The sequence below is a fragment of the Mesorhizobium sp. L-2-11 genome, from assembly GCF_016756595.1.
In the GTDB taxonomy this organism is placed as follows: domain Bacteria; phylum Pseudomonadota; class Alphaproteobacteria; order Rhizobiales; family Rhizobiaceae; genus Mesorhizobium.
Genome location: NZ_AP023257.1, coordinates 5830001 through 5843045 on the forward strand (window position 1 = coordinate 5830001; position 13045 = coordinate 5843045).

The 13045-nt window shown below is 61.8% G+C and carries 10 protein-coding genes and 1 tRNA gene; 4 read left to right on the plus strand and 7 right to left on the minus strand.

The window, feature by feature from the left end:
- Nucleotides 1-529: 529 nt before the first annotated feature.
- The 4 genes from JG739_RS27805 to JG739_RS27820 form a co-directional block, all read right to left on the minus strand.
- Nucleotides 530-1285: an ATP-binding cassette domain-containing protein gene (locus JG739_RS27805; protein ID WP_202364313.1), complete on the minus strand. Its 756-nt coding sequence runs from the start codon at nt 1283-1285 to the stop codon at nt 530-532.
- Complete coding sequence (locus JG739_RS27810; protein WP_202364314.1) at nt 1278-2330, minus strand: ABC transporter permease subunit; 1053 nt, start codon at nt 2328-2330, stop codon at nt 1278-1280. The genes JG739_RS27805 and JG739_RS27810 overlap by 8 nt, the downstream gene beginning before the upstream one ends.
- Nucleotides 2331-2413: 83 nt before the next feature.
- The gene (locus JG739_RS27815) at nt 2414-3394 is read right to left on the minus strand and encodes an ABC transporter substrate-binding protein (protein ID WP_202364315.1); all 981 of its coding nucleotides are present in this window, start codon (nt 3392-3394) and stop codon (nt 2414-2416) included.
- Nucleotides 3395-3910: 516 nt separating this feature from the next.
- On the minus strand, nt 3911-4816 hold the full coding sequence (locus JG739_RS27820; protein ID WP_202364316.1) for a sugar-binding transcriptional regulator: 906 nt from the start codon (nt 4814-4816) through the stop codon (nt 3911-3913).
- A gap of 284 nt (nt 4817-5100) precedes the next feature.
- Here JG739_RS27820 and JG739_RS27825 point away from each other — a divergent pair, with 284 nt between their 5' ends.
- The 3 genes from JG739_RS27825 to JG739_RS27835 all read left to right on the plus strand — a co-directional run bounded on the left by JG739_RS27825 (nt 5101) and on the right by JG739_RS27835 (nt 9732).
- A complete protein-coding gene (locus JG739_RS27825) occupies nt 5101-6006 on the plus strand; it encodes a tagatose-bisphosphate aldolase (RefSeq protein ID WP_202364317.1) in 906 nt (301 codons plus the stop codon).
- A 154-nt stretch (nt 6007-6160) separates the two neighbouring features.
- A complete protein-coding gene (locus JG739_RS27830) occupies nt 6161-7660 on the plus strand; it encodes an ROK family protein (RefSeq protein WP_202364318.1) in 1500 nt (499 codons plus the stop codon).
- A 164-nt stretch (nt 7661-7824) separates the two neighbouring features.
- On the plus strand, nt 7825-9732 hold the full coding sequence (locus JG739_RS27835) for a putative bifunctional diguanylate cyclase/phosphodiesterase (RefSeq protein ID WP_202364319.1): 1908 nt from the start codon (nt 7825-7827) through the stop codon (nt 9730-9732).
- A gap of 113 nt (nt 9733-9845) precedes the next feature.
- Here the strand turns inward: JG739_RS27835 and JG739_RS27840 are convergent, their stop codons facing one another.
- Complete coding sequence (locus JG739_RS27840; protein ID WP_202364320.1) at nt 9846-10724, minus strand: NAD(P)-dependent oxidoreductase; 879 nt, start codon at nt 10722-10724, stop codon at nt 9846-9848.
- Between the two features lie 141 nt (nt 10725-10865).
- Between JG739_RS27840 and JG739_RS27845 the strand changes: the two genes are divergently transcribed.
- Complete coding sequence (locus JG739_RS27845) at nt 10866-11798, plus strand: LysR substrate-binding domain-containing protein (protein ID WP_202364321.1); 933 nt, start codon at nt 10866-10868, stop codon at nt 11796-11798.
- 151 nt (nt 11799-11949) lie between these two features.
- Here the strand turns inward: JG739_RS27845 and JG739_RS27850 are convergent.
- Nucleotides 11950-12026 (minus strand) — tRNA-His (locus JG739_RS27850).
- A 441-nt stretch (nt 12027-12467) separates the two neighbouring features.
- Entirely contained in the window at nt 12468-12917 is a 450-nt protein-coding gene (locus JG739_RS27855) for a phasin (RefSeq protein ID WP_202364322.1), read from the minus strand.
- Between the last annotated feature and the right edge of the window lie 128 nt (nt 12918-13045).

A 13045-nucleotide genomic window follows, 5' to 3' on the forward strand; every position in this document is an offset into this window, starting at 1 on the left:
TGCCCAAGCTCCACAGGGCTGATGGGCATCGAAGGTTCAAGGAGCACATTTCAATTCTGAAAGAGATTCTATTTTCCTGAGGAGACTGGCACCGTTGGCTGGGATCATGTCCCAGATTGCGTCATTGTTTCTACTTGCTGTTTTCCGGCAATCCAGTCAATTTGTATGACAATAGGTGTCACAGACGTGGGACTTTTGCGGCGCCATTCGCTGCGCAACGCTTGGGTACGCGGCCAAAGCCGCCGCTATATAGTGACATCCTCAGGCAATGTCGACTCTGCTCGCCGTCCTGCTTCTTTCCGCCGCGCCGAGCGTATCTGGATGGCATTTTGTCATCGTCGGGGGCGAGCATTTTCGCCGGATTCGGGCGGGCGCATTGAGATGCTGAGCAGTTGGGCGCGGTAGCTGTGCCGGCGATCCTGCCGCGGTCGCTTCTCGCCGGAGAATTGCTATGGCGGCGCGCTGCGGGCTCGCCACCGGGAGCTCATTGCCTCGGGACGCGCATTGCTTCAGCAACGAAACTATCGGCCTATCCGCCAACCATCAGCTTGACGACTTCGTCATGATTGGTCTCCGAGATCTTGCGCTCGCCGGCCTGGATGCCGCGGCGCAGCACGACGATGCGGTCGGAAACGGCGAAAATATCCTGCAGATTGTGCGAGATGAAGATCACGCCCCGGCCTTGCGCCTTGAGCTGGTGGATAAGCGAGATGACCTTGCGCTGCTCCGGCACGCCGAGGGCCGCGGTCGGTTCGTCCATGATCAGGATCTGCGCGTCCCAATAGACGGCCCGGCCGATGGCAACGGCCTGCCGTTGACCGCCGGAGAAATTGCTGACCGGGGCGTCGAGCCGGCTGACATGGAAATCCAGCCGCCCCATGGTCTGCTTGGCGGCGACGGCCATGGCCTTGCGATCGAGCACCGGCAAGAAACCAAAAACCTTGCGCATGGGTTCACGGCCGAGGAAGATGTTGGCGCCGATGGACAGATTGTCGGCGAGAGCGAGATCCTGGTAAATGGTCTCGATGCCTTTCTCGCGCGCCTCCTGCGGCGTCGCGAAGGTGACCGGCTGCCCCCGCAGCAGAATTTCACCGCCGGTCGGCTGGAAGACGCCCGATATCGCCTTGATCAGCGTCGTCTTGCCGGCGCCGTTGTCGCCGGCCAGCGCCACCACTTCGCCCGGCCGCACGGCCATGGAGAAATCATTCAGCGCCTGCACCGCGCCGAAATGCTTGGAAAGGTGTCGGACTTCGAGAAGGGGGGCGGTTTGTTCGGAACTATTCATCCTGGCGAGCTCCACTGAACCGGCGCTGCGCCTGGTCGATAAGGACGGAGATAATGATGACGAGGCCGACGGCGATGAACTGCCAGAACGGCTCGACATTGACGAAAACCAGCCCGTATTGAATGACGGCGATGACCAAGGCGCCGGCGACCGTCCCGAAGATGGTGCCGGAGCCACCGAACAGACTGGCGCCGCCGATGACCACGGCTGCAACGCTGTCGAGCAGCAACGGTTCGCCGGCCTGGGCGGCGCCCGCGGTGAAGCGCGCTGCATAGAGCGCCCCACCGAGGCCGGCGCACATCGCTGAAAGCACGTAGAGGCGCAGGATGTGGCCCCTGATGTCGATGCCTGCGCGACTCGCCGCCTGCACATTGGCGCCGATGGCGTAATTATGCTGGCCGAACCGGGTCTGGCTCAGGATGTAGTGCATCACCACGACAAAGACGGCGGCAATGATGACGAGATAAGGCACACCATAGAACCTGCCGTTGCCAAGCAGCGCGAACCAGGAATTCTGGACCGGCACCGTCGTGCCGCCGGCCAGCAGGAACGCAGCACCGCGCGCCACGCCAAACATGCCAAGCGTGCCGATGAAGGGTGGAATTCTGAGGCGCGAGATCAGCAAGCCATTGATGACGCCAGGCACGCCGGCGACGATCACGGCCGCCAGAATGCCCAACATCATGGCCAGGGGCACCGGCATGGCGACGCCGGCCATATTCGTGGCGTGGGCGGCGACAACGGCCGCCAGACCCATGATGAAGCCCAGCGAGAGGTCGATGCCTCCCGAAATGATGACGAAGGTCTGCCCGGTCGCCAGCAGCAACGGCGCCACGGCAAATATCGCAATGGACTGCACGTTGAACGGGTTGAGCACGAAGGTCGCGCCGAAGGAGAGCCTCGACCAGACCTCAAAACAGACGATCAGGCCCGCAAGGAACAGCCAGGCGCGTCCTTCGGCGATGCGTGCGAGCCAGCTCCTGGCCGGATCACCGTGATCCGCCTGAGGAGCGACATGCGTTTCGGTTGGCGATGTTGAAGTCATGAATGGTTCCGATCCGGTCAAACAGGGTCAAAGAGACCCGGCGCAGGTCTCCTTCCGGCAGGCCGGAAGGAGACTGGCTGGACTTATTCGGAATAGAGGTATTTCGAGATGTTCGGGTCGGCGATGTTGGCCTTGTCCATGATCGTGAAGCCGGTGCCGATCGCAACCGGGATCGACTGGCCGGTCAGATGGGCATAGGCCGACACGACGCCGAAATAGCCGATTTCCGCGGGATGCTGGGCAATCGCCACGTCGACAAGGCCTGTGTTGATGTTGTCGACAATGCTGGTCGGCGCGTCGAACGCCACGACCTTGACGGTGCCGGTCTGCCCGGCCTGCTGGACGCCATTGGCCGCGCCAAGCGCCGAGAACAGGTTTGCGCCGAACACACCGACGAGATCGGGATTGCGCGCGAACACAGCCTGCAGTTGCGAAGCAGCCTTGTTGGCGTCGTTGTCGTTGAACTGGGTTTCGAGAACGGTGATGCCGGGATGGTTGGCCGCCATCTCCTTCTTAAAACCCTCTTCACGCTGGTCGGTAGTCGAAATGCCAGGCTTGACGTTCGAAACGTAGACCTTGCCCTTGTCGCCTATGGCCTTGGCCAATGCCCGCGCCGCGATCTCGCCGCCCAGAATGTTGTCCGAGGCAATATAGGACAGAGGGAAATCCGCCTCGCCGGCGCCGGTCTGGTAGACGCCGCTGCCGATGAAGGTGTCGACGGTGATCACCGGAATGCCGGCGTCATGGGCCTTGCGCAGGGGTTCGACCAATTGAACCTTGTCGGTCGGCGCGATCAGGATGGCGTCCGGCTTCTTGGCGATGACCGCGTCAAGCACAGGGACCTGCGTTACCGGATTGAAATCCGGGGCGCCCTGGAAAACCAGGGTCACGCCAAGGGCATCGGCTGCCGCCTGGGCTCCCTTGCGCATGGTGATGTAAAAGCCGTCGGTGGTAAGACCCGGAATGAGCGCAATGGTGAATTTTTTGTCCTGCGCCAAAGCGGGCGTGACCAGCGCCGCAGCGCAGATGGCGAGAGCCGCCAGGGCGGCAACAATCTTCTTCATAACATCCTCCTCCTAATGTTGGCATGTTGGCAGATTTTGCCATTGCGATTTCGTCCCGGCTCTGTGAAGTCCTGGCGGCGACAAGCGGATTTCGCCCTGTTATGGGCAGCCTCCTCCCGAGCGCCCCAAATCGTTAGATCGGCCGTCGAAACCGACCAACCTGATGCGCAGTCCCGTTACTAGCCTCCGCATGATGCAGGAAACAGCGCCGTCGGGGCGAATGCGTGCCTAGCCGCAAGGTTGTAACACTTTGCTGAAAGAAATTGCAACCTGGTATTTCCGGGTTCGAAACGCTTTCAAATCGGACACCATCTGCCTCTCCGCAGAGCCCCTCACGCAGACTATTGCCCCAACGCATTGACGACACAACTGATGAATTTTCGCGGCGGCGGGTTCGCGATCGGCGTTTGGTGTCGATCAGTTCGGGATCGATCAGCTGTGCCGATGTCACACATCGGCGTGCCACCATTATCGGGGCCCACCATTATCGGGGCCCACCGTTATCGGGGCCCACCGTTATCGGGGCAAGAGAGCCTCGAGGATGGCCTGAGCCGTCTTCGTGTCCGTTACCAGAGCATTGATAAGCCTGGCGCGGACGGCACCAATGATTGCCATTGCCTTCTCCGGTGAGGCGGCAACGCCGATCACCAGGGGGACGGCTCGAAGCTGGGCCGGCGACATTGCGATCATCCGGCCCTCCCCCTCCCACGGGATGAGCGTGCCTTCGGCGTCAAAGTAATGGCGGATGACGTCTCCCGCTGCATGAAACAGGGTCTGTTCGCTCAGCGTGGCGGCGCTCGCTTCGGGCGGATTGACGGAATGGGGCAGCCCGATGCCGACGATCGCAACGTCGGTCCGGTCCCAAAGCGCGACGCTGTCGCGGATGGCCGCATCGCCGAGGAAGACCTCACGCAATTCCGAGGACGGCAGATAGGGCGCATGGATGAAATGCGGCGTCCCGCCCAACTGTTCGGCGGCGAGCCGCACAAACTCGTTGATCTGAAAATGCGCCGCCTGCTGCTGCATGCCGCCGGTGGCAGCGACGGTAAGAACGCCGGGAATACGCGGCAGGCCTGCCTGGATCACCTCGCGAATGGCGCGCCCCCAGCCGATGGCGACGACCGAGCCCGCCGTCAGTCCGGATTGCTTGAGCAAGGCGCCGAGCGGCGCGGCGAGCGCCGCCAGCGCACCGGCTGCCGGGCTTTCGATGACCGCTGCGTCACGAAGCCCGAGTGCCTCGACCAGTTGCGTGGTGATGCCTTCGGGAGTTGCAAGATCGAGAACCTCGATCCGTACGATGCCCTCCGCTCTCGCCCGCTGCAGGAGGCGCGATATGGTCGCGGTGGAGACGCCAAGCCGCCGCGCGATATCGACCTGCGACATGTCCGCCTCATAGTGCAGTTTGGCGACGGTATGCAGCATTGTCCGCGATGCGGCTGCATCTTGTGCGGGAGGGGCAGGCAGCTTGCAATTCCTTTCAGCAATGTGTTACAGACCCATCGACCGATGGGAGTTATCGCGCAAATCCGGCTGACTCGCAACGTGGGCTGGTTTCCACGGCAGATTGCGGGCCAAGGCCAAATTTCTCGGTCCGATAGCGCCGCAAAGCGGCAAAACCTCCTGTCGAGAGGCAGGTAAAACTGAACCTTTCTTGTTTCCACTGATCTGCGCCCGGTGAATGGGCGCCAACATCGGACAGAAGACCCATGACAAAGATGACGACCGCAGAGTTGCGCGGCTACCAGCAGATATGCGGCAAGGACGGGGCGATGATGGCGATTGCCTGTGACCAGCGCGGCGGCATGCGAAGCTTGCTTGCGTCGGACCCCGCCGAACAGGCCAAGATCACCAACGACATGCTGGGCGACACCAAGTCCGACATCACGCGATACCTCGCCAGCCAGGCATCCTGCGTGCTGCTCGACCCGCTCTGCGCGGTGCCGCGGGTTGTCGATGAAGGGGTGCTGAGCCGCGATACGGCTCTGCTCATCGGCCTCGACGCTTCGGGCTTCGACGTCTCGCCTGCCGGCTACCGCCTGTCGCGCCTCGGTCCCGGCATCGGCGCGCGCCGCGTGCGCGAGCTCGGCGGCACCGGCGGCAAGATCATGGTCTATCTCAGGGCCGACAGGCCTGAGGCGAACGAGCATAATGTCGGCATTCTGCGCCAATGCATCGCCGATTTCGCGCAAGAGGACCTCCTGCTCGTCGTCGAGTTCCTGACCTATCAGCTCGAAGGGGAAAGCATTGAAGACTATAGCGCCAAGATCCCCTGGCTCGTCGAAGAGGGCACCCGGATTTCGCTGGAATGCGGGGCAAAGGTGCTCAAGCTTCCTTATCCCGGAACGCCGGAAGCCTGCGCCAGGATCAGCAGCATGGCTGGCGAGGTGCCATGGGCGGTCCTCTCCGCCGGCGTCAACCACGCAACCTTCCTGGGCCAGGTCGAGATGGCGATGCGGAACGGCGCGTCGGGCGTCATCGCCGGCCGGTCGCTGTGGAAGGACTGTATCTCGCTCGACCGTGACATTCAGCGGGAGAGGCTTAAGACCATCGCAGTGTCGAGGTTGCGCGAGCTTCAGGCGGTGATCGGAAACTACCGGCAGAAAGCCGCCTAGCACAATGACCCCGAACCGAAGATCAGCGATGCAAAATCGTAGTCGATCTTCGAAAAAGGATCATGTGCAGATCAAAGTACTATGGCGTTGGTGCGCACCAGGATGCGCGGCGCTGTAGTTATCCGACATTCACACCAGGCACGCGTAGGACGACATGCCTCTTAGTTCGATGGCCATAGGGATCGATATCGGCGGCACCAATCTGCGCGCCGCCCGTGTTTCCGGCACGGGCGAAATCCTCGCGCGCATTTCCGAGAAAAGCGCGCCGGACCCCGAGCTCGTGCTCTCCCGGATCGCCGAAATGGCGCGCCGGCTCGATTCCCCCGAAGTCGCTGCCATCGGCATCGGCGTCCCCGGACGCGTCGATGCGCGGCTTGGCGCGGTCTTGTCCGGAGGCTATGTCAACCTCGCCTCGGTCTCCCCCGCGCAACGACTGGAAAATCTGGTGGGCAAGCCCGTGGTGATCGACAATGACTGCAACATGGCAATGGTCGCCGAAATGGCTCTCGGCGCGGCCAGAGGCCATGAAAGCATCGTCATGTTCACGATCGGAACCGGCATTGGCGGTGCCGTGGTCCAGGACCGGCGGATCGTCCGCGGCAAGGGGACGGCGGGGCAGCTCGGCCATATCACCGTCGACATGTCAGGCGAAGCGTGCGTCTGCGGCCGGCGCGGCTGCGTTGAAACCACCAGCTCAGGCACCGCACTTGCCCGTCACATCGCGCGGGCAGGCCTCGGCCCGGACGTTTCGGTCGATCAGCTTTTTGCCCGGGATGCGGGCGGCGATCCGTTGGCACGCGGCGTACTTGAAGCCTGGGCTGGGCCGCTGCGTACGGCAATCGATACGGCCGTGGCCATGTTCGACCCCGACCTGGTACTGCTCGGCGGCGGACTCGGCCTGGCGGCCCATCGGGCGCTTGCCAGGGCGCCTGCCCTGGCTCCCTGGTACCAATGCCCGGTGGAAGCGGCGCAACTGGGCGACGACGCCGGCGTCATCGGCGCCGGCCTGCATGCGCTCGCCGCGCAAGCGGCAGTTGCACAAGCAGAAGTTGCACAAGCCTCGCCAGTGTTCTCGCCGACCGCCCGGCTCGATCGCACCAGGCGCGCCGTGCCCGGCCGGCGCGCCGTGCTCGTCAACGGCATCCCCGCCAGCGGCAAAAGCACGGTCTCGCGCGGCATCGCCGAGCGCATGGGCTGGCCATTGCTCGCGCTCGATACGATCAAGAATCCGTTCCTCGAAGCGCTCGGCGGCGGCGATCGCGAATTCAACCGCACGCTCGGACGCGCCAGTTACCAGGCGATCTGGTCAGTCGTCGGCGAGGCCCCGGCGGGCGCCATATTTGTCGTCGACGCCTGGTTCGGCTTCCAGCCGCGCCAGGTGCTCGAGGATCATCTGCGCAGCGCCGGCGTCGAGCAGACCGCCGAGATCTGGTGCCATGCGCCCGGCGAGATTCTGGCTGAGCGCTATCGCGCACGGCTCGACCAGCGTCCGGCCGGCCATCCCGGCGCGGCCTACATCCCCGAACTGATCGAACTGGCCAGGCGCGCCGAGCCGCTGCGTCGCGGACCGCTGTTTGACGTCGACACGACCAAACCGATCGCTTTCGACGCCATCGCGCAATGGCTGCAGGCGACGATTGCGGCTGACAGATAGGCAGCGCGGCCGCCGATCCATGTTCTCGACCATCACACAAAATGAAGAGACCCATACAAAGGTGTCGCAGAAGGCCGATACAAGCCGAGCAGTTAACCCGTCCTTCAGTGGGGCTTGCATAAGCTTGCGTTGCGAAGCGGCATCGGAAGCGAACTGACTGGTCTATGGCCCTCAAGAAAGAACACGCGCTGGAGGCCAGAATCCTCGGAGATCAGCTTGCTGACCTGAGGGCCGGTCTCTTCGTCTCAATGCCGATAAGCGCCATCTTGTCAGGCCTGATTTTGACGGTGCAGGCGCTTTCTGGCGGAGGCTTTGCCGCCGCAATCTGGTTCCTGGTTGTCAATGCGATAAATGCCGCCCGCCTCAGACTCGCCCGTTATCAGCTAAAAGAGACGGGGCATCAGGACGATTTAACAGGGATTTCGCAGCGGCTTCGCCGGTTTGGCATCCTTGCTCTCCTGGCAGGGTTTGCCTGGTCGTTTCTTGCCGTCCTTACTGCTGGCTACACAACCACCCAAGCGCCGCTGCATCTGATTATTCTGGCGGGGATCTCGGCTGGTGCGGTTACATATGGCAGTTCATATGCCGCGGCAGCGATAAACTTCATCACGCCCCCGCTCCTCATCACAGCGGCGTGCTTGCTGGCGACAGGCAACTTTGAAGCCTATGTTCTTGCTTTCGCCGTTCTGCTCTTCTTGGGCGGTCTGGTTCGAGCCGTGTTTGTTGGACAAGCCCGCTTCCGCGAAGCGAGCCGCTTGACACATGAGGCGGAGCGGCTTGCGGCGGAAATGGAGCGCAATTCCAGGGAGGACCACCTGACGGCGCTTCTCAACAGACGCGGTCTCGAACACGCGATCAGTCAGCTCGATAATAAAGACGGCCCCTTCGTTGCAATGCTGATCGATCTGGACGGCTTCAAATCTGTCAACGACACCTACGGTCACAGGACCGGTGATGAACTGCTCGTCAGGATCGCCCGCCGGATAGAGCAGGAAGCGCCGGCAGGCTCAACGCTCGCCCGCATCGGCGGCGATGAGTTCGTGCTGTTCTTTCCCTCACTCAGGAGTCCGCTTTCTCCCAGCAGCCTCGCATCCAATATCATAGCCAAAATCGCCAGCCCCTATCCCGAGGTCGCGTCCGTCCGGATTGGTGCATCCATTGGAATATACTTGGCTGAAAGGCCGAAGCTGACGGAAATGTTGCTGCGGGCGGACGTCGCCCTTTACACGGCCAAGCGTCGTGGCAGGAACGAATTTCGCCTGTTCGATGCCGAACTCGACAGGGAATTGCAACGTCGCCAATCCATCGAACGCGACCTTCATGCGGCAATAGAGGCGAGAAGGCTGGCACCTTGGTTCCAGCCCATCGTAAGACTCGACACCGAGGCCGTGATCGGTTTTGAAGCCTTGCTAAGGTGGTCCCATCCGATCCATGGTTCTATCTCTCCACCCGAAATCATGGCAGCGGCACGCGAAACCGGAATGCTTCAACTGTTAACTCAAACGGTATTCTCCGACTGTTGTGCTCTTATCGAAGGTTTGGTGAAAGCTGACTGTCGAGATGTTCGTGTGGCCATGAATGTTTCAGCGCGCGAATTGGAAGCCGGCGATATCGACGACATGGTTCTGAATGGTCTGGCGGCAAAAGACCTCCCGGCAACGATGTTCGAAATCGAGATTACCGAAGAGTCTCCAGTGGACCCGGACAGAGTGGATGAAAAGCTCGGACGGCTTTCACATGCCGGCATTTCCATCGCGCTCGATGACTTCGGCACCGGCTTTTCCACATTGGCATCGCTCAAGGACAGTCGGATACGCAAGGTGAAAATAGACCAGGGCTTCGTCCGCGGTTTAGCCAAGTCTCGGGAGGACCGGCTGCTTGTCAAAACGGTGATCGATCTTGGTCGGGCGCTGGGCGTCGATGTCATGGCCGAGGGCGTCGAAACAGAGGCGGACCGGCAAATTCTGTACAAGCTTGGCTGCAGAACTGCTCAGGGCTTCCTGTTCTCCGAGGCAGTGCCTCACAGCCAGGCGCTTGAGGTGGCACTGAAAGAGCACGCTGCGGAGCTGTGAGGGACCCGCCATCAATGAAGCCCGCTGCGTGATCTCTGAAATGACGCTCATCCGGCTACTTCCCATCCAGGAGGCCGGGAATGTCGGCTGTGAGCGAGCCACCGACGACGGCGTCAGCCGCCTGCGCTGCTTTTGCGCCGGATCAGCTCGAATATGCCTGAGATGTCCTCGTCTGCGAAACCGGCGTCGGCCCGCTTGCGGAACAGTTTTAGCAAGGGATGGAGCAGATCGGTGGCGACGCGCTGCTCGCGGCTGGCGGTGAGGATGTTGTCCATAGAGGCGGCCTGCATGCCGAGGTTCGACACCACATTCACGCCGTGCCTGCCGCTGTCGATCTTCTCCGCATAACCGGGTAGCTCGCCCATCATCGCGGTCATCCAAGGGCCAAGGAGCTTGAGGAACGCGCCGGCCGGGATACTTTCGGAATCGACGAGCGCGCTGGCGTGGAAGAAGCCCGCGAAAAGGCCATACATCCCGCTGAGAAGGGCGAGGTCGTGCAGTGACGCCAGCCCCGGATCGGCACCGAGATAGTTCGCGGCGCCAAGCGTCTCGAGCGTCCGGGCATGCGCATCAAAGGTGGCTTTGGAGCCGCTGTAGAGAATGAGCGCGTGCTCGCCGCCGATCATCGGAGGCGTCGCCATGATGCCGCCGTCGAGATAGGCGGCGCCCAGCCCGGCGACTCGCTCGGCTGCGGCGCGCGCCTGTGCCGGCGTGCCGTTGGTGAGATTGACCAGCGCGCGCCCGGGCAGCGCCGAAGTCGCATCATCGATCACCGAATCCGACGCGGCATAGTCCAGCACGCACATTACGGTGACATCGCTTGCGGCGATGGCGTCGGCGGCGGACTTCACCTCGCGCGCGCCTTTCGCGACCAGTGAGGCGGCCTTGCCGGGCGTACGGTTCCAGACCGTGACCGTGTGGCCCTGTTGAAGAAAGCGGGCGGTCAGCGCCTGCCCCATGGCGCCGAGGCCGAGGATCGAGATATTTGCCATCTAAATGCGTCCTTTTGCGTTCCGAGTTGCAGCCCCGCCCCCAAAAGCGGCGGTTGCAAAGAGATGCAATGTTGGACGCGGAAGCAGTAGTTGGCTATCCGCAGACCTATCGTCTACATTCAGGAACGATAAAGGCTTCAGATGCTGAATCTCAACGACCTCCTCGTTTTCGTCCAGGTGGTGAATCATGGCGGCTTCGCTGCAGCCGGGCGCGCCTTGGGCATCCCCAAGTCGACCCTCAGCAAGCGGCTGTCCGAGTTGGAGAAGGCGATCGGCGTGCGTCTGGTCCAGCGGACCTCGCGCAGCTTCGCCGTGACCGAGATTGGCCGCGATTTTCATCGTCATGCCGCCGCCATGCTGATCGAAGCGGAGGCGGCTGAGCAGGTCATCAAGGGTCGTCTTGCGGAACCGAGCGGAACCGTGCGAATCACGGCATCGCTGCCGCTCGCTCAATTCCGATTGGCGGCGCTGCTTCCGCGTCTCGCAGCGAGCTATCCGAAGGTCCGCATCATGCTCGACGTCTCCGACAGGTTCGTGGATATCGTGCAGGAGGGCTTCGACATCGCCATCCGCAACCACTTCGCCCCGTTGCCGGATACGGATCTCGTGCAACGTCGCATCGGCCACGACCCCGCCTGGCTTGTCGCCTCGGCCGACTACATCAGGGAGAAGGGCATGCCTTCTCGACCCGAGGAAGCGAACGGGCTTGATGGGCTCATGGCATCGTCTTCGGACAGGGTCTGGACGCTTCACAATAGGGAAGGCGCCGTTGCCGAGGTTGCGCCCTCGCCGCGCTATGTGGCCAACGAAACCGTCTCTCTGCGCGAAGCCGCCAGGGCGGGGCTCGGGGTGGCCTGTCTGGCAAGTGGCTTCTGCGCGTCGCTGATCGAGTCCGGCGCGCTTGTCCGCATCTTGCCGGGCTGGACAGCGCGTGGCGTGGCGACCACGCTGCTGATGCCGCATCGTCGCGGGCAGCTTCCCTCCGTTCGGGTGATTGCCGACCATCTGATCGCTGAACTCTCGCAACGGCCGCAATCCACTGGCTCGGCGCGACACGCCGGTGGAGCATATTGATGCCGATTGTCCGCGTGCGATTGTCGAAGGCATCTTTGGCACCAGCCGGACGGTCGCCAAAGCACCTGAACGCTGATCAGCCGTTGGGTCTCGACCGTGGGCAGTCGAGTTGCCGAGGCATTGTCTAAAGCTCATCGCGGGATGGGATCAATGGTACCGTTGGCTGGGATCGAACCAGCGACCTCCGGATCCACAATCCGGCGCTCTAACCATCTGAGCTACAACGGCACGTTCGCCTGAGCGGGATGAGAACGTTCGTTCTCCCAGACCCGCTCTGTCGTTCGGCGATGCGTCCATACGGGTTATCGGAGTTTAGTTCAAGGCTTTTGGCCGCGCATGACCGCGAAAATCAGAATCGATTTCGCTGGGAATCATGCGCAAAATCCCAGGCACCACCGCGTCCTTTGCGTGCCAAAGAAGGGGCGCAGTGCTGTAGGCAAAGAGCGCTCCGGCACGACATCATATTTCGCCGGGCAAAGAAAAAGGCCGGCGGGAGGAGGTGCCGGCCTTTTCCTGTTCCGAGCCAGCGGGAGGAGGTGCTGGCTGGTCATCCCGGAGAGCAGAGGGAGGAGGTTCCACCCCCGGGTATTCGCTTGGACCACTATATCTCACATAATCCTGTTCGGAGAAATGCGACCTTTTGTTGCATCTTCGAACTATGCGCAAATATTAGGCGGCCTTAACTTCCTTCATCGCCTTCTCGAAGGCGGTCTTGATCGGCTTGGAGACGTCCTCGGCCGCCTTGGAGGCGACGGTCTGGAAATCCTTTGCCTGCTCGACAGTCATCTCGACCTGCTTGCGCAGGAATGCGGTCTGCAGTTCGACGACTTCCGACAGCGACTTGGCGCCGATCAGAGCTTCGAAATGCGACAAGCCGGCTTCGGTATTGGCGCGCAGAGCGGCAATGGTCTTGAGCGACAGGTCGTTGGAAACGGTCTTGGCGGTCTCAAAGGTCGACTCAAGAGCTTTCTGGGTTTCTTCGGCGCCGGTCTTCAGCTTGGCATAGGCCTCTTTCGACTGCTCGACGCCCTTTTCGGCGAAAGCACGGATCTGGTCGGTGGCCTTGGAAGCGTCGAAGCTCGGGAATTCAATGGTATCAGCGGTCTTGGTCCTGGACAATTTTCCATCCTTTGCAGTGGCAGCGGCTTCGATAGGAAAGCCGTCTCGTTCATGTATGATGGCAATATAAAGGCAAATCTTGTGCATTGCAATATCTTTGTTGCAGCGCACCATAAATTTATCTCCCA